The 20,398-nt window shown below is 70.3% G+C and carries 20 protein-coding genes; 6 read left to right on the top strand and 14 right to left on the bottom strand.

Annotation, left to right across the window (positions count from 1 at the left end):
* Window positions 1-256: 256 nt before the first annotated feature.
* From cbiE to ACFYRY_RS35380, 6 genes are all read right to left on the bottom strand, one after another.
* Window positions 257-1,477 (bottom strand): precorrin-6y C5,15-methyltransferase (decarboxylating) subunit CbiE, encoded by a 1,221-nt coding sequence (gene cbiE / locus ACFYRY_RS35405; RefSeq protein ID WP_389155235.1) that lies wholly within the window; start codon window positions 1,475-1,477, stop codon window positions 257-259.
* Window positions 1,478-1,583: 106 nt separating this feature from the next.
* Window positions 1,584-2,222, bottom strand: coding sequence for a GNAT family N-acetyltransferase (locus tag ACFYRY_RS35400; RefSeq protein ID WP_389155232.1), 639 nt, complete (start codon window positions 2,220-2,222; stop codon window positions 1,584-1,586).
* 159 nt (window positions 2,223-2,381) lie between these two features.
* Window positions 2,382-3,206, bottom strand: coding sequence for a MetQ/NlpA family ABC transporter substrate-binding protein (locus tag ACFYRY_RS35395; RefSeq protein WP_389155229.1), 825 nt, complete (start codon window positions 3,204-3,206; stop codon window positions 2,382-2,384).
* Between the two features lie 66 nt (window positions 3,207-3,272).
* Window positions 3,273-4,028 carry a methionine ABC transporter permease gene (locus ACFYRY_RS35390; RefSeq protein WP_389155226.1) on the bottom strand — a complete coding sequence of 252 codons (756 nt, stop codon included), beginning with the start codon at window positions 4,026-4,028 and terminating at the stop codon, window positions 3,273-3,275.
* Window positions 4,025-5,068 (bottom strand): methionine ABC transporter ATP-binding protein, encoded by a 1,044-nt coding sequence (locus tag ACFYRY_RS35385; RefSeq protein WP_389155223.1) that lies wholly within the window; start codon window positions 5,066-5,068, stop codon window positions 4,025-4,027. The genes ACFYRY_RS35390 and ACFYRY_RS35385 overlap by 4 nt, the downstream gene beginning before the upstream one ends.
* A 330-nt stretch (window positions 5,069-5,398) precedes the next feature.
* Window positions 5,399-6,049: an HAD family hydrolase gene (locus tag ACFYRY_RS35380; protein ID WP_389155220.1), complete on the bottom strand. Its 651-nt coding sequence runs from the start codon at window positions 6,047-6,049 to the stop codon at window positions 5,399-5,401.
* A 69-nt stretch (window positions 6,050-6,118) separates the two neighbouring features.
* Here ACFYRY_RS35380 and ACFYRY_RS35375 point away from each other — a divergent pair, with 69 nt between their 5' ends.
* Together ACFYRY_RS35375 and ACFYRY_RS35370 are read left to right on the top strand one after the other, a co-directional pair.
* Window positions 6,119-6,478: a hypothetical protein gene (locus tag ACFYRY_RS35375; protein ID WP_356777587.1), complete on the top strand. Its 360-nt coding sequence runs from the start codon at window positions 6,119-6,121 to the stop codon at window positions 6,476-6,478.
* 1 nt (window position 6,479) lies between these two features.
* The gene (locus tag ACFYRY_RS35370; RefSeq protein WP_389155217.1) at window positions 6,480-6,908 is read left to right on the top strand and encodes a hypothetical protein; all 429 of its coding nucleotides are present in this window, start codon (window positions 6,480-6,482) and stop codon (window positions 6,906-6,908) included.
* Window positions 6,909-6,985: 77 nt separating this feature from the next.
* On the opposite strand, the gene ACFYRY_RS35365 is transcribed toward ACFYRY_RS35370, so the two are convergent.
* The 3 genes from ACFYRY_RS35365 to ACFYRY_RS35355 all read right to left on the bottom strand — a co-directional run bounded on the left by ACFYRY_RS35365 (window position 6,986) and on the right by ACFYRY_RS35355 (window position 9,282).
* Entirely contained in the window at window positions 6,986-7,483 is a 498-nt protein-coding gene (locus ACFYRY_RS35365) for a GNAT family N-acetyltransferase (RefSeq protein WP_356777583.1), read from the bottom strand.
* A gap of 45 nt (window positions 7,484-7,528) precedes the next feature.
* Complete coding sequence (locus ACFYRY_RS35360) at window positions 7,529-8,035, bottom strand: sigma-70 family RNA polymerase sigma factor (protein WP_389155215.1); 507 nt, start codon at window positions 8,033-8,035, stop codon at window positions 7,529-7,531.
* 74 nt (window positions 8,036-8,109) lie between these two features.
* Entirely contained in the window at window positions 8,110-9,282 is a 1,173-nt protein-coding gene (locus ACFYRY_RS35355) for a glycerophosphodiester phosphodiesterase (RefSeq protein ID WP_389155212.1), read from the bottom strand.
* A 266-nt stretch (window positions 9,283-9,548) separates the two neighbouring features.
* On the opposite strand from ACFYRY_RS35355, the gene ACFYRY_RS35350 reads away from it, so the two are divergent.
* Complete coding sequence (locus ACFYRY_RS35350) at window positions 9,549-10,310, top strand: lysophospholipid acyltransferase family protein (protein ID WP_389155209.1); 762 nt, start codon at window positions 9,549-9,551, stop codon at window positions 10,308-10,310.
* A 274-nt stretch (window positions 10,311-10,584) separates the two neighbouring features.
* On the opposite strand, the gene ACFYRY_RS35345 is transcribed toward ACFYRY_RS35350, so the two are convergent.
* From ACFYRY_RS35345 to ACFYRY_RS35325, 5 genes are all read right to left on the bottom strand, one after another.
* Window positions 10,585-12,108, bottom strand: coding sequence for an MFS transporter (locus tag ACFYRY_RS35345; RefSeq protein WP_389155205.1), 1,524 nt, complete (start codon window positions 12,106-12,108; stop codon window positions 10,585-10,587).
* Window positions 12,105-12,671: a TetR/AcrR family transcriptional regulator gene (locus ACFYRY_RS35340; RefSeq protein ID WP_389155202.1), complete on the bottom strand. Its 567-nt coding sequence runs from the start codon at window positions 12,669-12,671 to the stop codon at window positions 12,105-12,107. The genes ACFYRY_RS35345 and ACFYRY_RS35340 overlap by 4 nt, the downstream gene beginning before the upstream one ends.
* Before the next feature lie 82 nt (window positions 12,672-12,753).
* The gene (locus ACFYRY_RS35335; RefSeq protein ID WP_389155199.1) at window positions 12,754-13,725 is read right to left on the bottom strand and encodes an aldo/keto reductase; all 972 of its coding nucleotides are present in this window, start codon (window positions 13,723-13,725) and stop codon (window positions 12,754-12,756) included.
* A gap of 150 nt (window positions 13,726-13,875) precedes the next feature.
* Window positions 13,876-15,309, bottom strand: a complete 1,434-nt coding sequence (argH, locus tag ACFYRY_RS35330; RefSeq protein ID WP_389155197.1) for an argininosuccinate lyase — start codon at window positions 15,307-15,309, stop codon at window positions 13,876-13,878.
* A gap of 99 nt (window positions 15,310-15,408) precedes the next feature.
* Window positions 15,409-16,605, bottom strand: a complete 1,197-nt coding sequence (locus ACFYRY_RS35325; RefSeq protein ID WP_389155194.1) for an argininosuccinate synthase — start codon at window positions 16,603-16,605, stop codon at window positions 15,409-15,411.
* 194 nt (window positions 16,606-16,799) lie between these two features.
* Between ACFYRY_RS35325 and ACFYRY_RS35320 the strand changes: the two genes are divergently transcribed.
* The 3 genes from ACFYRY_RS35320 to ACFYRY_RS35310 all read left to right on the top strand — a co-directional run bounded on the left by ACFYRY_RS35320 (window position 16,800) and on the right by ACFYRY_RS35310 (window position 20,348).
* Complete coding sequence (locus tag ACFYRY_RS35320) at window positions 16,800-17,777, top strand: hypothetical protein (RefSeq protein WP_389155191.1); 978 nt, start codon at window positions 16,800-16,802, stop codon at window positions 17,775-17,777.
* 191 nt (window positions 17,778-17,968) lie between these two features.
* A complete protein-coding gene (locus ACFYRY_RS35315; RefSeq protein WP_389155188.1) occupies window positions 17,969-18,556 on the top strand; it encodes a pyridoxamine 5'-phosphate oxidase family protein in 588 nt (195 codons plus the stop codon).
* A gap of 109 nt (window positions 18,557-18,665) precedes the next feature.
* Window positions 18,666-20,348, top strand: coding sequence for a heme peroxidase family protein (locus ACFYRY_RS35310; RefSeq protein ID WP_389155186.1), 1,683 nt, complete (start codon window positions 18,666-18,668; stop codon window positions 20,346-20,348).
* The last annotated feature ends 50 nt before the right edge of the window (window positions 20,349-20,398 follow it).

Raw genomic sequence — 20,398 nt, 5'->3', positions numbered from 1 at the left:
ACGACAAAGCCATTAACTGGCATTGTCGCGGCCGTTGCCCCGCCGCGACAGCTTGATCCGCAACGGGCCGCTGTGGACTGCGCCACGTTGCGCGTCCTCCGGTTCTGCCGTACCACACCCACCCCAAATCGGGCGCGTTTTCCGGACATTGGCCTACGAAGCGCCGGGCGTCCGAATGCGGTACAACGATCGGCCAGCCTACCGCGCGCAGTACGACAACAGGATCACGGGGACAGGTTCCGGGACGGAACGGGAGTCAGACCGTACGGTCCGGCAGCAGGCCGCTGAGCAGGAAAGCGACGCTCCGCTCGGTCTCCGTCCAGGCCCGGGTGTCGAGTTCGACGGACTGAACGAGGGCGCACTGCACCTGATAGCCGTGCTCGGTCAGGTCGCGGCCGACCCGTTCGGCCGCGTCGCGGGTCGCCGCGTGGGTGACGATGCGCTGCGGGCGCCGGTCGGCCACGGCCGAGACAACGGCCGCTCCCCCGCCGCCGACCCGGACGACGTCCGGTTCGGGAAGGTCCTCCAGGACGTGCGGGGCAGTGCCGCGCACGATCTGCAACTGGACCCCGAAGCCGCGGGCGGCGGCCTCGGTGCGGGCGCACGCGGCGAAGTCCTGGTCGACGGCGATGACGGCGGCGCCGGCCCGGGCGGCCTCCGCGGCGAAGGCGCCACTGCCGCAGCCGATGTCCCACACCAGATCGCCGACGCGCGGTCCCAGCCGGGCGAGTTGGGCCGCGCGGAGCAGCTCCCCCTCGCCCTCACCGAGGTCGCCGCCGTACGCCTCGGCGGGCAGCGCCCAGCCGCGCGCTCCGGTGCCCGGGTCGCGTCCGGCGATCCAACCGCCGCCCTCGGCGGTGCCGGCGGGGCCGACCGGTCCGCCGATGACGATGACGACGTTGGGGTCGCGCCAGGTGTGGTCGGCGGCCTTCTCTGAGGTGACGACGGTGACCTGCTCGCGTTCGGTGCCGAGTTCCTCGCAGATGACGAAGGTGCGGTGGACGCCGTCCAGGAGCAGGCCGAGTTCGGCGGGCCCGGCCCCGGGCGAGGTGAGGACGGCGACCTTGGTGTGGGCGCGGCATACGTTCACCGCGCGTCGCAGGGTGCGCCGGTGTGCGACGACCACCTGTGCGTCGTCCCAGGGCATGCCGGCCCGGGCGAAGGCCGTGGCGACCGAGGAGACGGCGGGGACGACTTCGACCTCCAGGCCGAACTCGGGTGCGCGCAGGGTCCGTACGACGCCGAAGAAGCCGGGGTCGCCGTCGGCCAGCACGACGGCGGTGCCGCGGTGGCCGGCGATGCGGCGGGCGGCGAGGGCGGCGCTGCCGAGGCGGATGCGTTCGGCGCCGCGTGGCACCTCGGGCAGCGCCAGATGGTGGGCGGCTCCGGCCACGAGGGTGGCGGCGCCCAGGGCGGAGCGTGCCGCGGCGGTCAGTGGCGAGCCGTCCCAGCCGATCACCGTGACCCGGTCGGCCATCGTCTCTCAGTCTCCAGAGGTGGTGCGCGGGGTGTCAGGTGCCTGCCCGGCGGGCGGGTTCCGTGAGGGTACCTGGTGCGGGCGGCCGGGGCGTGGGGCCCGGGGGTCAGTTCCAGTCGGAGAACGAGGTGAAACCGCCGGTGTCGGCCAACTGTTCGCCCGCTCCGTCCAGGTCCTCGGGAAGCAGGCTCCACACGATGAAGTCGGTGCGGATGTCGCTCCAGGTACCGTCCTCGGCGCGGACGTGCGCTATGCAGGCGTTACGCAGGACGCCTTCGCTGATGCAGCCGATCTTCTGGGCGACCTGCTGGGAGGCGGTGTTGCCGGCCGCCGTGCGCAGCTCGATGCGCTCGAACTTCTGGTCCCGGAACAGCCATTGGGCGGTGACCAGGGACGCTTCGGAGGCATAGCCCTCGCCACGGGCCCAGGGGGCGACGACGTAGGACAGTTCGGTGGACCGGATGTGCCAGTTGGTCCTGGCGAGCTGGACCAGGCCGACCAGCCGCTGGGTGAGGAACTCGGTGACCGCGAGGTCGAGTCCACGGCCGGCGCTGCGTTGCGTGGGCGCGTGGTCGGTGACCCAGGTGCGGGCCTGGTCCTCGGTGTAGGGCTGGGGGACGTCGGTCCAGGCTCCGACCTGTTCGTCGTTCATCATCGCGGCCAGGGCGGGCACATCGTCCTCGTCAAGGGGACGCAGCACCAACCGCTCCGTGCTGATGGAGATGTTGGGGAAGGTGCTCGTCATGCGCCGCTCCGTAACCGTCGGGAAACCTTCAGCCTGCTGAACTGCCCAGCATGCAGCATGTGAGCACGTCACCGCACGACGGGGTCCACCCCGAGTCATGGGGCGGACCCCCTGCGTGGTGATACGCCGTGTACGCGTCGTCGGCGGGAGCCGGCGGGGTCAGAAGGACGCGAGAACGGACCCGGCGTACTTGTCGTTGATGAACTTCTTGACCTCGGGGGAGGTCAGGAGCTTGGCGAGCTTCTTGACCCGCGGGTCGTCCTGGTTGCCGTCCTTGACGGCGAGGAAGTTGCCGTACGGGTTGTTCTTCGCGGACTCCAGGACGAGGGCGTCGTCGGCGGGCTTGAGGTCGGCCTCGATGGCGTAGTTGCCGTTGACGACGGCCGCGTCCACGTCGTCAAGGGAGCGCGGGGTCTGGGCCGCCTCCAGCTCCTTGAACTTGAGGTTCTTCGGGTTCTTGGCGATGTCCGCGGGGGTCGCCTCGTTGCCCGCGCCGCCCTTGAGCGTGATGATCCCGTTGACGTCGAGCAGCTTGAGCGCCCGCGCCTCGTTGACCGTGTCGTTCGGGACGGCGACGGTCGCGCCGCTCTTGAGGGCGCCGGCGCTCTTGGCCTTGTGGGAGTACAGGCCCAGGGGCTCCAGGTGGACCGTGACGACGGGCACGATCTTGGTGCCGTTCTTCTTGTTGAAGTCGTCGAGGTACGGCTTGTTCTGGAAGTAGTTGGCGTCCACCGACCCGTCTTCGGTCGAGGGGTTCTGCGTGGTGTAGTCGGTGAACTCCTTGACCTCCAGGTCGAGGCCCGCCTTCTTCGCCAGGTTGTCCTTGACGTAGTTCAGGATCTCGGCGTGCGGGGTCGGGCTCGCGGCGACGACCAGCGGTCCGCTGGTGTCGGAGGAGTCCGTGTCCGAACCGCAGGCGGTGAGACCCAGGGTGAGGGCTCCGGCGGCGAGGACGGCAGTGCTGAACTTTGCGGTGTTACGCACGAAAAGTGCCTTTCCTTTTGGGTGGAGCGATCCCGTGGAGGGTGAACGGGAAGACTTCGAAGGGCGCTACGCGACCTTGCCGACGTCGGTGGAGGCGGAGGCGGAGCCGGACGACGCCCCCTTCGACTTCAGCAGGCGCAGCCTCGGGGCGGGGCCCGAGTTGCCGCCCCGGCTGTGCAGCGAGCGGGCCGCGTAGTCGCCGGCGAACTGGATGACCGAGATGACGACGGCGAGGATCGCCACCGTGATCCACATCAGCTCGGTCTCGAAACGCTGGTAGCCGTAGCGGATGGCGATGTCGCCGAGACCGCCCGCGCCGACCGTGCCGGCCATCGCGGAGTAGCCGATGAGGGCGACGATCGTGGTCGTGGTGCTGGAGATCAGCGAGGGCAGGGACTCGGGGACCAGCACCCTGCGCACGACGGTCCAGGTGTTGCCGCCCATCGACTGCACGGCCTCGACGAGCCCGCCGTCCACTTCGCGGACAGCCGTCTCGACGAGGCGGGCGAAGAACGGGATGGCGCCGATCGCGAGGGGCACGATGGCGGCCTCGCGGCCGATGGTCGTCCCGGTGATCGAGCGCGTGAAGCCCATCAGCGCGACCATCAGGATGATGAACGGCATCGAGCGGGCGACGTTCACCACCTGCCCGATGAGCTTGTTGGCGACGATGTTCTGCAGCAGTCCGCCGCGGTCGGTGAGGACCAGCAGGATGCCGAGCGGAAGCCCGCCGAGGACGGCGATCAGCGTGGACCAGCCGACCATGTAGAGCGTGTCCCAACAGGCCTGCTCCAGCAGGGGCTGCATCTCGGACCAGGTCACTTGGCACCCTCCTTCACCAGCAGGGACTCGTGGTCCGCTGCGCCCACCACGTCGATCTGCAGCCCTCGTTCGCGCAGGAATCCGATCGGCACGACGTTGTCCTCGTAACCGCCGGGCAGTTCGATGCGCATCCGGCCGACCTGGAGGCCGCCGACGGTGTCGATGGCCGCACCGAGGATCGATATGTCGATGTTGTAGGTACGCGAGAGCTGGGAGATGACCGGCTGGGTCGCCGCCTCGCCCTGGAAGGTGACGTCGACGACGGTGCGGTCGGTGCCGGAGATGTCGCCGCTCACCGGGAACAGCGCCGAGGCGAGCTCGGAGCCGGGGGTGGCGAGCAACTCGCTCACCGTGCCGGACTCGACGATACGGCCGTTGTCCATGAGCGCGGCCGAATCACAGATCGACTTCACGACGTCCATCTCGTGGGTGATGAGCAGAACGGTCAGGCCCAGCTGCCGGTTCAGGTCGCGCAGCAGCTGGAGGATCGAGCGGGTGGTCTCCGGGTCGAGGGCGCTGGTCGCCTCGTCGGACAGCAGCACCTTGGGGTCGCCGGCCAGCGCGCGGGCGATGCCGACCCGTTGCTTCTGTCCGCCGGAGAGCTGGGCCGGGTAGGCCCCGGCCTGGTCGGCGAGACCGACGAGGTCGAGGAGTTCGAGCGCCTTGCGGGAGCGCTCCTTGCCCGACTTGCCGAGGATCTCCAGCGGCAGTTCGACGTTGTCCCGCACGGTCCGCGAGGACAGCAGGTTGAAGTGCTGGAAGACCATGCCGATACGGCTGCGTGCCCGGCGCAGTTCGCTGCCCGCGCGGGGGCCGCGCCCGGCGAGGGCGGTGAGGTCCTGCCCGGCGACGGTCACCGTCCCGGCGGTGGGGCGCTCCAGCAGGTTGACGCAGCGGATGAGCGAGGACTTGCCGGCGCCGGACTGTCCGATGACGCCGTACACCTCGCCTTCGCGGACATGGAGGTCGACGCCGTCGAGGGCGGTGACCTCGCGGCCGCGTGAGCGGTAGACCTTGGTCAGGCCCGATGTGGTGATCACTGGGGGTTTCCGTCACTGTCGAGTACGCGGGCGTGAGTGTGCCCTGGTACGGGAGAGAAGATGTGCGCGGGCGGTTCGGTCACGTACGGCGAAGGCGTACGGACATGCCACGGCGGCTCGCTTCGGGGGCGCGAGACTCAGGCGGTGAGGCGAGGGCCCTCTAGAAGGCGCACATTCGACACATACAACGAGCACCGGGCGTCAGTTTCGCCTCGGTCGCGGGGATGCGGTTGCTCGTCGTGGTCATGCGATCAGTAAAGCAGACGTATGGATGCGGCCAAGAACCGCCTGTCCGTATGGCGGACAGGCGTGGACACCGGTGGACGGCCGTCAGTCGCGCACGGAGATCTCGACACCCGCCGCGGTGACCAGCGCGGACAGCTCGGACAGGTCCTTCACCACGAGATCGGCGGACAGCTCGTGGGCCTGGTGGGTTGTGGCCAGCGCCACGGTGGTCATCCCGGCCGCGCGGCCCGCCTGGAGTCCGGCCGGGGCGTCCTCGAAGACGACACACCGGGCCGGGTCGACACCCAGGTGGCGGGCGCCGAGGAGGTAGGGCTCGGGGTCCGGCTTGCCCCGCGTGATGTCGTCGGCGGCGATCAGGGTCTTGGGGAGGATGCCGACCGCGTCGAGCCGGGCCTCGGCCAGCCTGCGGGTGGCGGAGGTGACGACGGCCCAGCGGTCGGCGGGCAGCGCGTCGAGGAGGGCCCGGGTGCCGGGCAGCAGGTGGACCCCGTCGTTCGGTACGTCCTCGACCTCCAGCTCCTCGATCCTCGCGAGGGCCTCGGGGACCACGTCGGCGGGCAGCAGATCGGCGGCTATCTCCACGGCCGGACGCCCGTGCAGTTCGACGCGGGCGAACTCCTCGGCGGTGATCCCGTACTCCGCCGCCCACCGGGTCCAGCAGCGGTCCACGGAGGCCAGGGAGGAGACGAGGGTGCCGTCGTTGTCGAACAGGAGGGCTTGTGCGTGGATCTTCATGCCGTCGACCCTACGGTGCACCCCGGGGTCGGCGGCATCGGGCCTTTTGGCCCGTAATAGGGTCGCGGCATGCTTGATGCCCTGACGCTGGTGACCGGCGTCGCCGCACTGGTGCTGGCCGCGTGGTGCGGCTGGGCCGCCTACCGTGACCAGCCGACGAAGGACTGGCACTTCATCGGGATGGCCGTGGTGTCGGTGCTGGCCCTGGTGCAGTTGGTGATCGGGATCGTGCAGCTGGCGCGAGGCGAGAAGCCGGACCAGGGCACGACGATCTTCGTGGCGTATCTGATCGGCGCGTTCGCGTGCGTCCCCGCCGCCGGGTTCTTGTCGCTGGCCGAGCGGACACGGTGGGGTTCGGTCACCGTGGCGGCCGGCGGTGTGGTGCTGGCCGTGCTGGAGGTGCGGCTCTATGACATCTGGGGAGGCTGAGATGGCGGCCACTCGGGAGAAGCCGGCACGCAACCGGCTGATCAGTGGGCCCGGGACGCTGCTGGTGTGGCTGTACGGCGTGATGGTCGTCGGCGCGGTGTCGCGCTCGGTCTACCAGATCGCCACGGAGTTCGACCGGGCGCCGCTCGCGTACTCGCTGTCCGCCGTCGCGGGGTTGGTGTACGGGTTCATCACGTACTCACTGGTGCGGGGTGGGGAGCAGGCGCGCAGGGCCGCGTTGGTGTGCTGCGCGGCGGAGCTGGTAGGGGTGCTGACCGTCGGCACCTGGACGCTGGTCGATCCGTCCGCCTTCCCGGACCAGACCGTGTGGTCCGACTACGGGATGGAGTACCTGTTCATTCCCGTGATCCTGCCGGTATCCGCGCTGTACTGGCTGCGGAAGGCCGCGCGACAGGGAGAGGCCGCCTGACGGTCGTCGGGCGGCATCCGGTCATCCGTGACGGGTCACGCGTGACTCCCGGGCCCCTCAGGGGCAGGTGCGGGTGGTCATGCCGTCGCCGCGTAGGCGCCGGCCGGTTTCTCGAGGACGATCATCTCCACGCCGTCCGCGCCCTGGGCCGTGCCCACCGTCTGGTAGCCGACCCGGCGGTACAGGCGGAGGTTGCTCTCGCTGCGGTGTCCGGTGTGGAGGCGGAAACTCGTGGCGCCGCGTTCCCCGGCCAGCGCCGACTCGGCCGCGCGCAGCAGCCGGGCGCCGATGCCGTGGCCCTGGAGGCGGGGGTGGACGCAGAGCCTGCCGATGGAGGCCGAGCCGTCGTCGGTGACCCGGCCTCGCACCGAGCCGACCACCTCGTCGCCCAGCCGCGCCACGAAGACGCAGTCCGCGACGACCTCCGCGCGGAGCTCGTCCAGGGTCTGGACGAGCGGATCGATGCGGTAGTTGCCGTACAGCGCCGCCTCACTCTGGAAGCACAGGTACTGCAGCTTGAAGATCTGCTCCGCGTCCTGCTCGGTCGCCGCAGAGATGGTCACGCTCATGCCCATGTGCGCACGCCTTCCGCTCACCTGATCGCCTGTTGTTCCTCACACCTATCCCCGCACTCGGTGGGCCGCAACCTCCGGCGTGAGCAAACGTCGCAGACATCCCAGACATCGGGAACGTTCCGGACCGAGACTGCCCTGTGAGATACCCAACTCCCCCGCGATCTCGCGGTAGGTGAGGTCCCTCGGCGACAGGAGCGCCTCCATCAGGCGGGGGCAGCGGCCGGGCAGACGGCGCACGGCGTCGTGCAGGGCCCGGCGGCGGGCCGCGGCGAGGGCCAGCTGTTCGGGGGTGGCCTCGCCGTTGTCGGCCGGTTCGGCCCCGTACGGTCCTTCGCGGCGGTGCGTACGGCGGGTGCGGCGGGACTCGGAGCGGACGGCGCGGCGGAGCCAGCCGTGCGGGTCGAGGGGCGGGCCCTGGGTGTCGAGGCGCTCCAGGAGCCGGAGCCAGACCGCCTGCTCCAGGTCGCCGGGCTCCGTTCCGGTGGCGTGTGCCTCCGCGGAGGCCTCGGCGGTGAGCAGGGGCCGCAGGGTGGTGAGCAGGTCGGGCGTCATGTGCGGAGCAACGCGGCCGTCCGGGCGGCGGGTTGCCCGGACGGCCGTTTGTCACCCCAAGCGGGGCCCTTGGCTCAGCGGTTGACGTGGTCCGCGCGGGCCAGCAGGCCGGTGTCCGGGTTGTCGGTGAACACCCCGTCGATGCCGGTGGCGAAGTAGGCCTGGTAGGCGCCGAAGGCGTCACCGTAGGCGTCCGCGTCCGTGCCCTTGCGGAACTCCGCGGGCAGGAAGGGGTTCTCGTTGCGCATGGTGTACGGGTGCAGCACCAGGCCGACGGCGTGGGCGTCCCTCACCAGGGTGGTCGGCGTGGTGAGCCGGCCGTCGGCGTCCTTCGGGATGACCAAGTCCAGCGTCGGGCCGATGCCCTGGGCGTAGCCGGCGATCTCCCTGAGGCCCTTGCGGGTGACGAGGTCGGCGACCGTGCGCGGGTCACCGGTCTCGACGAAGTCCCAGGGGCGGCTGCCCGCCGAGGAGAGGAGCACCACCAGCGGGTTGTCGACGAGCTTGTTCAGGCGCTGGATGCTGGTCGGCTCGAACGACTGGATGATGACCGGCGCGTCACGCTTGTCCTTGCCGTACTTGCGCAGCAGCTTGGCGACCCGCTCCTCCAGGCCCAGGCCCAGCTTGCGGAAGTACGTGGGGTGCTTGGTCTCGGGGTAGATCCAGACCTGCTTGCCGCGCTTACGGCTCTGCTCGTCCTGCCACTTCAGGACCTCTTCGAAGGTGGGGATCTCCCAGCGGCCGTCGTAGAGGGTGTTGTGCGGGCGGTTGGCCGGGATGCGCTCGATCGCGCGGAGCGTCTTCAGCTCGGCGAGGGTGAAGTCCTCGGTGAACCAGCCGGTGGTGGAGACGCCGTCGAGGACCTTGGTGGTCTTTCGGCCGGCGAACTCGGGATGCCGCGCGACGTCCGTGGTGCCGCCGATCTCCGGCTCGTGGCGGCAGACGAGGTGACCGTCCTTGGTGGGCACCAGGTCACCGGCCTCGACGATGTCGGCGCCCAGGTCGAGAGCCAGCTGGTAGGAGCCGAAGGTGTGTTCGGGGCGGTAGCCGCTGGCGCCGCGATGGCCGATGATCGTGGGGACCGGCAGGCTCCGCACTCCGCCGCCGTGTCCCGCGCCCGCCGCTCTCGCGGTGCCGGACAGCCCGAGGACCGCTCCGCCCGCGCCGAGCACCGCGGCACCGAGCAGGGCCCGGCGTCCCGTGCGCGCCTGGTCGGTCGACTCGTGCTGCGACTCCTGCGTTGCCATGAGCACCCTCTCTGCCGTCGGCTCGTGAACGCGCCGATCGTAGGTGCGCGGACATGGCGGGCGGGAGACCCTCGGCGGAACACGCGGGTGACACCGGATGTCGCGTGGGAACAGATGTCTGACGACTCGTCGGCTTCATGGCCGTGGTGCCGGGTACGCGACCTGTGTCACATCGTTCCGGCCGGGTTACCGCCGGGCAACGGCGTGCCACCGCAGGTAAACCAGCGTCAACAGTACGTAAGACCTCGGTGAACCCCCCGTGCCCGATGTGCGCGAGCCCCCTGACCGCGAGTAATGTCCTCACCTGCACAGACTCATACAGATTCGCTCGCCATCTCTTGACACCGGAGGGCCCGTTGTCCCGCTTCGCGCTCATCAAGGCAGTGCTCGGACCGATCATGCGCCTGATGTTCCGCCCACAGGTGGAGGGCGCGGAGAACATCCCGGGCGAGGGCCCGGTGATCCTGGCCGGCAACCATCTGACCTTCATCGACTCGATGATCATGCCGCTCTTCTGCGACCGGCAGGTCTTCTTCATCGGCAAGGACGAGTACGTCACCGGCAAGGGCGTCAAGGGACGGCTGATGGCCTGGTTCTTCACGGGCTGCGGCATGATCCCGGTCGACCGGGACGGCGGGCGCGGCGGTGTCGCGGCGCTGATGACCGGCCGCCGGGTGCTGGAGGAGGGCAAGGTCTTCAGCATCTACCCGGAGGGCACCCGCTCCCCCGACGGCCGGCTCTACCGGGGCCGGACCGGCATCGCCCGACTGGCCATGATGACCGGCGCGCCCGTCGTGCCGTTCGCCATCATCGGCACGGACAAGATCCAGCCCGGCGGCTCCGGATTCCCGCGCCCCGGCCGGGTCACGGTCCGCTTCGGTGAGGCGATGGAGTTCTCCCGCTACGAGGGCATGGACCGCGACCGCTACGTCCTGCGGGCCGTGACCGACTCCGTGATGACGGAGGTCATGCGGCTGTCCGGGCAGGAGTATGTGGACATGTACGCCACCAAGGCGAAGGCGGCGTAAGCGCTCCGCTGGGTTGGGCGGGGAACCGCGGTCGCGTTTCGGCCGCGGGTCCGTGGGGCTGGTTGCGCAGTTCCCCGCGCCCCTTTCGGGCAGGCCTTGGGGCATGCTGCGGTTGTGTTGCGGCTGCGGGACCGTGGGGGCTGGTCGCGCAGTTCCCCGCGCCCCTTTCGGGCAGGCCTTGGGGCATGCTGCGGTTGTGTTGCGGCAGCGGGGCCGTGGGGGCTGGTCGCGCAGTTCCCCGCGCCCCTTTAGGCGTGCTGCAAGGGGCGCTTGTCTAAGGGGTGCTGTCCAGTTTCTGGTCTCGTAGGAGGTACCAGGCTGCGGCTGCGGCGGTGAGCAGGATGGCCGCGCCGGCTCCGGCTGCCAGGGCGAGGCCGTCCACGAAGGATGTTCGGGCCGCGTCCAGGAGTGTCCCTGAGGTCTGGGGCGGCAGGGTCGCCGCCGCCTCCACCGCCCCGCCGAGCGACTCGTGGGCCCTGGCCGGGGTGCCCGCCGGGCCGGTGAAGTCGCGGTAGACGCCCGTGACGATCGAGCCGAGCAGGGCGATGCCGAGGGCCGCGCCGAGTTCGTAGGCCGTCTCCGAGACCGCGGACGCCGAGCCCGCTTGTTCCTTGGGGACGGACCCGAGGATGACGTCGGCGGTCACGGTGAAGGAGAAGCCCGCACCCACGCCGACGACCAGCAGCGCGGTCCCGAGCAGCGGATAGCCCGTGGACTGGTCGATGACGGTGAGCGAGGCCAGGGCGAGACCGACGGCCGCGAGTCCGCCGGCGACGACGGACCGCACCGAGAAGCGCCGCGCCACGGAACCGGCGATCAGGCCCGCCGCCACCGCGCCGACGGCGGCGGGCAGTTCGGCCAGGCCTGCCTCCAACGGGCGTCTGCCCTGCACGAGTTGCAGGTACTGGGAGAGGAAGAACACCAGACCCGACAGTCCGAGGACGGTCAGCAGGTCGGCCAGCACCGCACCGCTGAAGCCGCGGTCGCTGAACAGCCGCATGTCCAGCAGCGGGGTCGGCAGGGTGAGCTGACGGCGTACGAAGCCGTGGAGCGCGCCCGCGCCGATCAGGGCGGCGGCGAGTGCCTCCCAGGTGATGCCGTGGGTCGCGGCCTCCTTGATCGCGTACACGATGCCGATCACACCGACCAGGGACAGGACGACACTGCGCATGTCCCACGGACCGGGACGCGGGTTCCGCGACTCGGGCAGCAGCTTGATGCCGACGAGGACCAGGACCGCCATCACGGGCAGGTTGACCAGGAAGACCGACCCCCACCAGAAGTGTTCGAGCAGGAAGCCACCGGCGATCGGCCCGATCGCGGTTCCCGCGGACGCGGTCGCGCCCCAGATCCCGACGGCCAGGCTGCGTTCGCGCCGGTCGTGGAAGAGGTTGCGGATCAGCGCCAGCGTGGCGGGCATCAGGGTCGCGCCGGCGACACCCAGCAGGGCCCGGGCGACGATCATCAGCTCGGGTGTCGTGGCGTAGGCGTTGAGGACGGATATCGCCCCGAACGCGGTGGCGCCGACGAGCAGGATCCGCTTGCGGCCGACGCGGTCGCCGAGGCTGCCCATGGAGACCAGCAGACCGGCGATGACGAAGGAGTAGACGTCACCGATCCACAGCAGCTGGGTGCCGGTGGGATTGAGGTCCTCGCTGATGTAGGGGGTCGCGAGACCGAGTACGGTCGCGTCGACGGCCACCAGCAGCACGGCGAGCACGAGGACGGACAGCGCCAGCCAGCGGCCGGGACGCTTCACCGCCTCGGTCGGGTTCGCCGGCCGCAGGGTGCTGGTCATGATTCCTCTCTTCGGGGTTCGTCTCGTCGCAGTGCGCCGCCGAGCAGCAGCTCGGTGATCATGTGGGTGAAGTCGTTGGGGGCGACCCTGCCGTCCGTCACCGCCCAGGCGCCGGCGGCCATCAGGCCGTAGAGCGCCTCGGTGAGCCAGCCGGGGGTCAGGTCGATGCGGAACTCGCCGGTCGACTGGCCGCGCCGGAACAGCGCGGCGATCCGGGCGTCCAGGCGGGACCAGCCCTCGTTCTGTTCCTCGCCCTCGAACAGCTGGTTCTCGCTGTAGAGGAAGGCGAGCAGGCCCGCGGCGGGTTCGAGTTCCCGCACGAATCTGCGCAGGGCCTGCTGGGCGGGGCCGTCGTCGAGCCGGGCAGCGACCGCCGCCGCCTCGCACTCCGCGAGGCCGAGCGTCTCCAGTGCCCGGACGAGCGCGTCGCGGCCTGCGAACTGACGGTGCAGGGTGGCCCGGCTGATCCCGGCCGCCTTGGCGACCTCGTCCATGGTCGCGGTGGACTTGCGGGTCAGCAGGGCCGCGGCACTGCGCAGCACATGGTCACGATCGACAGCCATGAGACAAGAGTAGGCCACATGAGACATCTTTGTCTCATTGTGGGCATGCGTGACTCATCACCGCAGGTCGATGAGGGGTTCCTCAGTGCCAGGGCAGCTGCGCGCGCCGGTCCCAGTAGGCGTACGGGTTTTCCACCAGCGTCGCCAGGCCTGCGAGCTGTTCCTCCTCCAGGTCGACCACCGCCGCGTGCAGGTTGGACGCGAGCTGGTTGGTCGTGGCGGCGCCGGAGAGCACCACACCGGCCCAGGGCTGCCGCAGGACGAGTGCCAGGGCGACCGCGTCACAGCCGAGGGAGGTCGCCTCGGCCACGGCCTTCAGGGCGTCGGGTGCGTGGGGTTCGGCCAGGCGCCCGTTGGCCATGGCCTCCTTGACGATCACCGTGAGACCGGCGTCGTGCGCCTCGGCGAGAGCCGGCCCTGCCGAGGTCTCCAGCGCGTTGAAGGTGGACTGGACGGTACGGAAGAGGGGCTCGCCGTCGACCGTCACCGCGAGCGCGGCGCGGATGGCGTCGGCCTGCGCGGGGCCGCTGGTGGAGAAGCCGACGCTCACGCCCCGGGCGGCCGCCTCCGCCAGCTTCGCGTGGAGTTCCTTGTCGGTGAGGGCCGGGCTGTCGGGGGTCACCGAGTGGATCTGGTAGAGGTCGAGCCGGTCTCCGAGCAGCGAGTCGGTCTCCGCGCGCTGCCGTTCGTACGTCTGGATGCCGTGGTCCTTGACCTCGTGCTGTTCGGCCTCGGTGCTCCAGTCGGCCGTGTAGGTGTAGCCCCACTTGCTGCCGACGACCACGTCGTCGATGTGGGGCCGGGCGTCCAGCCAGTGGGCGAGGAACTCCTCCGAACGGCCGTAGGAACGGGCCACGTCGAAGTAGCGCACGCCCTGGGCGTAGGCGGCGTCGAGGAGTTCGTGGGTGCGGGTGCGGAGGGCTTCTACGGTGCGGTTGTCTCCGAGGTCTTCGTCTCGGCCGAGGTTGATGTAGCCGGGGCGGCCCACTGCGGCCAGGCCCAGCCCGATGTGGCAGGTGGGGGTCGTTGCTGCGGCCAGTCGGGCGAAGGGCATCGCGGGCTCCGTTCGGTCGGTCCGGTACGGCTCCGACCAACGTAACCCGGGATGACCTTCGCCTCAGGGGCGGGTTGTGCGGCGGTTGTGCGAGTGCGGGTCGTGCGTGGCTGGTCGCGCTGTTCCCCGCGCCCCTCCCGGACGTGTCTCTCAGGCCTGCTTCTTCGCCGACGCCCACCCGTGCTGGGCCGCCACGTCCGCCTTCACCTCTGCCAGCTGGATCGCCACCGCGCTCGGGGCCGTACCGCCACGTCCGTCGCGGGAGGCGAGGGCGCCCGCGACGTTCAGGACGGAGCGCACCTCGGGCGTCAGGTGGGCGGAGATCTTCGCGAACTGGTCGTCGGTCAGCTCGTCGAGTTCCTTGTCCTCGGCCTCCGCGACCTTGACGCACTCGCCGGCGACCTCGTGCGCGACCCGGAACGGCACGCCCCGCTTGACCAGCCACTCGGCGATGTCGGTGGCGAGCGAGAAACCGGCCGGGGCCAGCTCCTCCATGCGCTCGCGGTGGACGGTGAGGGTGGCGACCATGCCGGTGAAGGCGGGGAGCAGCACCTCCAGCTGGTCACAGGAGTCGAAGACCGGCTCCTTGTCCTCCTGGAGGTCGCGGTTGTACGCGAGCGGGAGGGCCTTGAGGGTGGCCATCAGGCCGGTCAGGTTGCCGATCAGGCGGCCCGACTTGCCGCGCGCCAGTTCGGCGATGTCGGGGTTCTTCTTCTGCGGCATGATCGACGAGCCCGTGGAGAACGCGTCGTGCAGGGTCACGAAGGAGAACTCCTTCGTGTTCCAGATGATGATCTCCTCGGAGATCCGGGACAGGTTGACGCCGATCATCGCGGTGATGAAGGCGAACTCCGCCACGAAGTCGCGGGACGCGGTGCCGTCGATGGAGTTGCCGACGCTGCCGTGCTCGAAGCCGAGGTCCGCGGCGACCGCCTCCGGGTCCAGGCCCAGGGAGGAGCCGGCCAGCGCGCCCGAGCCGTACGGCGACACGGCCGTCCGCTCGTCCCACTGGCGCAGGCGTTCGGCGTCCCGGGACAGGGACTGCGCGTGCGCGAGGACATGGTGGGCGAAGAGGACCGGCTGGGCGTGCTGGAGGTGGGTGCGGCCGGGCATGGCCACGTCCGGGTGGGCCTCGGCCAGGCCGATCAGCGCGTCCTGGAGGTCGGCGAGCAGACCGCCGATGATCCGGGCGTGGTCCCGCAGGTACATCCGGAAGAGGGTCGCGACCTGGTCGTTCCTCGACCGTCCGGCGCGCAGCTTGCCGCCGAGGTCGGGGCCGAGGCGTTCCAGCAGGCCACGCTCCAGGGCGGTGTGGACGTCCTCGTCGGCGATGGTGCCGACGAAGTCGCCCGCGGCGACGTCCGCTTCGAGCTGGTCCAGCCCGGCGAGCATCCGGGTCAGCTCGTCCTCGGTGAGCAGGCCCGCCTTGTGCAGCACGCGGGCGTGGGCACGCGAACCGGCGATGTCGTAGGGCGCGAGCCGCCAGTCGAAGTGGACGGACGCGGACAGCTTCGCCAGGGCCTCGGCGGGACCGTCGGCGAAACGGCCGCCCCAGAGCCGTACGTCACCGCTGTTGCTGCTCACTTGCGTTGCTCCTCGGAGGTGGGTGGATGTGCGATCGCCTCCCCGCGGACGGGCGGGGAGGCGGTCATCACGCTACTGGTTGCGCGGGATCCCGTCGGGCTACGCCCGCAGCTGACGCTGCGCGGCGATCTTCGACGACAGGCTGTAGATGTCGATGAAGCCCTTGGCCGCGGCCTGGTCGAAGGTGTCGCCGGTGTCGTAGGTGGCGAGGTTGAAGTCGTACAGCGACGACTCGGAGCGCCGGCCGGTGACGACCGCGCGGCCGCCGTGCAGGGTCATCCGGATGTCGCCGGAGACGTACTGGTTGGCCTCGTCGATGAAGCCGTCCAGGGCGCGCTTGAGCGGGGAGAACCACTGGCCGTCGTAGACCAGTTCGCCCCAGCGCTGCTCCACCTGCCGCTTGTAGCGGGCGAGTTCGCGCTCGACGGTGACGTTCTCCAGCTCCTGGTGGGCGGTGATCAGCGCGATCGCGCCCGGGGCCTCGTACACCTCGCGGGACTTGATGCCCACCAGGCGGTCCTCGACCATGTCGATCCGGCCGACGCCCTGGGCGCCCGCGCGCTCGTTGAGCTGCTGGATCGCCTGGAGCACGGTGACGGGTGCGCCGTCGATGGCGACCGGGACGCCCTCCTTGAAGGTGACGACCACCTCGTCGGCCGCACGCGGGACGGCCGGGTTCTCGGTGTACTCGTAGACGTCCTCGATCGGCGCGTTCCAGATGTCCTCCAGGAAGCCCGTCTCGACCGCGCGTCCGAAGACGTTCTGGTCGATGGAGTAGGGGGACTTCTTGGAGGTCGCGATCGGAAGCTGCTTCTGCTCGCAGAACGCGATGGCTTTGTCGCGGGTCATCGCGTAGTCGCGGACCGGGGCGATGCACGTGAGGTCGGGGGCGAGGGCGACGATGCCGGCCTCGAAGCGGACCTGGTCGTTGCCCTTGCCGGTGCAGCCGTGGGCGACCGTGGTGGCGCCGTGCTTGTGGGCGGCGGCGACCAGGTGCTTGACGATGGTCGGCCGGGAGAGCGCGGAGACCAGCGGGTAGCGGTCCATGTAGAGGGCGTTGGCCTTGATCGCCGGCAGGCAGTACTCCTCGGCGAACTCGTCCCGGGCGTCCGCGACCTCGGCCTCGACGGCTCCGCAGGCGAGGGCGCGCTTGCGGATGACGTCCAGGTCCTCGCCGCCCTGACCGACGTCGACCGCGACGGCGATGACCTCGGCGCCCGTTTCCTCGGCGATCCAGCCGATGGCGACGGAGGTGTCCAGTCCGCCTGAGTAGGCGAGTACGACGCGCTCGGCCACGGGTTTTCTCCTCCATACGGCATTCGCTGTTATGCATGAGTATGCAGAACTCTGCATGATTCGTCAATCCGAGTGGGAAGCACAGGAAATTTGCCGGTCCTTTGAACGCGGGAAACCGCTTGCCCGTACCTCTCGCCGAACGCAGGCGCCGCGTTAGTCAAGACGAGACCCCCCGACCCGAGTGAGGCATCCGCATGTCCAGGGCTCTTCCGAAGTACAACAAGCGTCGCGTCGCGTTGATCGGCGGCGCCGCCGCGGTGGTCCTGTCCGGCGCCGTGATCGCCGGCTCCGCCCTCGCCGGGACGCCCGGTTCGTCGAAGAGCGGCAGCACGAACGCCAAGACACTGGCCGACCCGGGCTCCATCAGCTGCCCGGACGTCGCCTCCCAGCTGCCCGCGATCCCGGCCTCCGCGCAGGCCGAGGTGGACCGCAACATAGCCCTGCTGCAGACGCAGCTCGACGAGGCCAACAAGCGGCTGGTGGACACGGTCGGCCAGGGCGGGGCGAACTTCGTCCAGAACGCGATCCTCGGCCCGCTGGAGGACAAGCGCCTCTCCACCGTCAACCGCATCGCCACCGCGATCGGCCGCACCGCCGACAAGCCCCAGGGCCTGGAAGCGCTCGCGCCCTGCACTCTGAACGGCGGGGGCGCCGCGGGCGCGGAAGCCGGTGCGGGCGCGGAAGCCGGTGCCGGTGCCGAGGCGGGCGCGGGCGCCGAGGCTGGTGCGGGAGCCGAAGCCGGGGCGGGCGCGGAAGCGGGCGCCGGTGCCGAGGCGGGCGCGGAAGCCGGTGCGGGTGCCGAGGCCGGTGCGGGTGCCGAGGCCGGTGCGGGTGCCGAGGCCGGTGCGGGTGCCGAGGCCGGTGGCGCGGCCGGTGCGGCGGGGACCATCAGCTGCCCGGACGTCGCCTCCCAGCTGCCCGCGATCCCGGCCTCCGCGCAGGCCGAGGTGGACCGCAACCTGGCCCTCCTCGACACGCAGATCCAGGAGGCCAACAAGCGGCTGGTGGACACGGTCGGCCAGGGCGGACCGAACTTCGTCCAGAACGCGATCCTCGGCCCGCTGGAGGACAAGCGCATCTCGACCGTCAACCGCATCGCCACCGCGATCGGCCGCACCGCCGAGAAGCCCCAGGGCCTGGACGCCCTGGCCACCTGCGCACTCAACAAGTGACCTGACAGACGTCCGCGACCGCCCCGAGTCAACGCCGGCCGGGGTGGCCGCGGACGTCTTCACGAGAACGCCTCCACGAGGACGTCTTCCTGAGGACACGCCCATCCGGGCGCTCCCACGGAGACGTCCTCGTGGCGTGACCACGGAAATTCGTCAGACAGACAAAAGACGTGCACCCATAATCGTTAGACATGGGAAAGACTTACGAGCGCATCGACGGCAGGCTGCGCACCTTCATCGAGGCGCAGCCCCTCTTCTTCACCGCGTCCGCGCCTCTCTCCGGGGACGGCACGGTCAACCTCTCCCCCAAGGGACTCAAGGGCTCGTTCGCGATCCTCGACGAACTCACCGTGGCCTACCTCGACTTCGCCGGGTCCACCGCGGAGACGATCGCGCACCTGCGGGAGAACGGCCGGATCACCCTGATGTGGTGCGCCTTCCAGGGCCCGCCGAACATCGTGCGGATACACGGCCGCGGCGAGCCGGTCTTCCGCGACGACCCGCGCTTCCCCGACCTGCTGGGCCACTTCCCGGACATCGACCCGAGCGCGCACGGACTGCGCGCCGTGATCGTCGTACGGGCCGAACACATCCGTGACTCCTGCGGGTTCGCGGTGCCCTACATGTCGTACGACGAGGAGCGCGAGCTGCACGCCAAGCGGTTCGCGCGGGAGGACGACGCCTCGCTCAGTGAGTACTTCTCCAAGAAGGAGCACATCGCCACGAGTCTGGACGGATTGCCGGGGCTGTCCCTGCCACTGCCTCCGCGTCCGATTTAGTGGATTTTATTTGATCTATACGCACACAACCTCCTTGTGAATATTGCCGGAATCCTCCCCTCCGTCGTGTGCCCTGCCTAGCCTGGCCGCACGAACAGATGGGGGATTCATGTTCCGACCTACGCGCGAACCTCAGAGCAAACGCCATGTCCGCACCTCGTACTTCGTGGTCGGCGAGGGCATCCTCGCCGACTCCGGGGAAGAGGGCCCGGCGCAGCCGGCGGCGGCCTCCACCGTCGCGGCCCTGCGCAAGTTCCAGTTCTCCCGGCTTGGCCCGCGGGCCAAGCCCGCCCAGCTGCTCGACCGGCCCGCCCGCGAGGAACTCGCCCAGGCGATGACGAAGGCCGGGCCGCAGCCCGACTCCAACAACCCCGCGGTGCCGTCGGGCTTCACCTATCTCGGCCAGTTCGTGGACCACGACCTGACCCTGGACGCCACGGCGGTACGGCTGGAGGACGAGGTCACCGTCCGTCAGCTCCTGCAGGGCCGTTCCCCGGCACTCGACCTGGACAGCCTCTACGGCCTCGGACCGGATCACCGCTTCGACCGCCGGTTCTACGAGGACGACGGTCTGCGGCTGCGCACCGGCACCACCCAGGGGCTGCCCGACCCCGGCGGCGACCACATCGTGGGCCTGCCCCTCGGCGGGTTCGACCTGCCCCGGGTGGGCCAGGGCTCGCTGATCTCCGAGCGGCGCCGCCCGCTCATCCCGGACGGGCGCAACGACGAGAACCTGGTCGTCGCCCAGATCCACAGCGCCTTCATCCGGTTCCACAACCGGGTCGTGGCCGATCTGGTCGGCAAGGGCGTGTCGAGCGCGGTGCTGTTCGAGACGGCACGCGAGACGGTGGTCAAGCACTACCAGTGGATGCTGCGGCACGACTTCCTGACCCGGATCGTCGACCCCGGTGTCGTCGACGAGGTGTTCACCAAGGGCCGCAGGTTCTTCGAGCCGGCCGCGGGCGAGCACGAGCGCCCGACCATGCCGATCGAGTTCTCGGTGGCCGCCTACCGGCTGGGCCACAGCATGGTGCGCGGCGCCTACAACTGGAACCGGATCTTCGACAACGGCAAGGGCACCCTGCCGCTGCTCTTCCGTTTCACCGGCACCAGCGGCATCCTCTCGCCGCCGCCCGCCGACGCCGGCGACCCCGAGGCGGGCTCCTTCGAGCGCCTCCCCACCAACTGGATCGCCGACTTCCGGCGCCTGTTCGACTTCCGTGAGGCGGGCCGCGACGACCTGGGGGTGCCGGCGGAGAAGTTCAACCTCGCCAAGCGGATCGACACCCAGCTGGTCAATCCGCTGGCCGATCTGCCGCTCGGTTCCTTCGGCGGACGGGGCGCGCCCGCTCCGGACCCGATCGAGCTGAACCTGGCGTTCCGCAACCTCACCCGGGCGAACATGATGAGCCTGGCGACCGGTCAGCAGATGGCCAAGCACCTCGGGGTCAAGCCGCTCCTGCCGTCGGACTTCGAGAACGGTGGCGGAGCGCAGCTCAGCGAGGGGCTCCGTAAGAAGCTCACCGCGAACTGCCCGTTGTGGTTCTACGTCCTGCGTGAGGCAGAGGCGAACGGCAGCGGGCGGCTGACGGGTGTCGGCGGGCGCATCGTCGCCGAGGTGTTCCACCGAGCCATGGAGGGCAGCCGCTACTCGATCGTGCGCGACCCGTTCTGGCGGCCCTTCCTCAGCCCGGTCGCGGACCGGAACGCCGCGGACGTCTTCGAGATGACCGACCTGCTGTTGTACGCCTTCCAGGGTCGGGCGGACCTGCTCAACCCGTTGGGTGACTGAGCACGGGTCCTGACGGCGGCGGCAGACCGGGGTGGGCCCGAACGGGTCGG

This window comes from Streptomyces sp. NPDC005263, assembly GCF_042872365.1.
In the GTDB taxonomy this organism is placed as follows: Bacteria; Actinomycetota; Actinomycetes; order Streptomycetales; family Streptomycetaceae; genus Streptomyces.
This window is presented reverse-complemented; position numbering and strand designations above follow the sequence as displayed.

Bases quoted from the DNA above. Each gene is read 5' to 3' on its own strand.
- cbiE (WP_389155235.1), bottom strand. From the start codon at position 1,477: ATGGCCGACCGGGTCACGGTGATCGGCTGGGACGGCTCGCCACTGACC.
- ACFYRY_RS35400 (WP_389155232.1), bottom strand. From the start codon at position 2,222: ATGACGAGCACCTTCCCCAACATCTCCATCAGCACGGAGCGGTTGGTG.
- ACFYRY_RS35380 (WP_389155220.1), bottom strand. From the start codon at position 6,049: ATGAAGATCCACGCACAAGCCCTCCTGTTCGACAACGACGGCACCCTC.
- ACFYRY_RS35375 (WP_356777587.1), top strand. From the start codon at position 6,119: ATGCTTGATGCCCTGACGCTGGTGACCGGCGTCGCCGCACTGGTGCTG.
- ACFYRY_RS35370 (WP_389155217.1), top strand. From the start codon at position 6,480: ATGGCGGCCACTCGGGAGAAGCCGGCACGCAACCGGCTGATCAGTGGG.
- ACFYRY_RS35365 (WP_356777583.1), bottom strand. From the start codon at position 7,483: ATGGGCATGAGCGTGACCATCTCTGCGGCGACCGAGCAGGACGCGGAG.
- ACFYRY_RS35360 (WP_389155215.1), bottom strand. From the start codon at position 8,035: ATGACGCCCGACCTGCTCACCACCCTGCGGCCCCTGCTCACCGCCGAG.
- ACFYRY_RS35355 (WP_389155212.1), bottom strand. From the start codon at position 9,282: ATGGCAACGCAGGAGTCGCAGCACGAGTCGACCGACCAGGCGCGCACG.
- ACFYRY_RS35350 (WP_389155209.1), top strand. From the start codon at position 9,549: ATGTGCGCGAGCCCCCTGACCGCGAGTAATGTCCTCACCTGCACAGAC.
- ACFYRY_RS35345 (WP_389155205.1), bottom strand. From the start codon at position 12,108: ATGACCAGCACCCTGCGGCCGGCGAACCCGACCGAGGCGGTGAAGCGT.
- ACFYRY_RS35340 (WP_389155202.1), bottom strand. From the start codon at position 12,671: ATGGCTGTCGATCGTGACCATGTGCTGCGCAGTGCCGCGGCCCTGCTG.
- ACFYRY_RS35335 (WP_389155199.1), bottom strand. From the start codon at position 13,725: ATGCCCTTCGCCCGACTGGCCGCAGCAACGACCCCCACCTGCCACATC.
- ACFYRY_RS35320 (WP_389155191.1), top strand. From the start codon at position 16,800: ATGTCCAGGGCTCTTCCGAAGTACAACAAGCGTCGCGTCGCGTTGATC.
- ACFYRY_RS35315 (WP_389155188.1), top strand. From the start codon at position 17,969: ATGGGAAAGACTTACGAGCGCATCGACGGCAGGCTGCGCACCTTCATC.
- ACFYRY_RS35310 (WP_389155186.1), top strand. From the start codon at position 18,666: ATGTTCCGACCTACGCGCGAACCTCAGAGCAAACGCCATGTCCGCACC.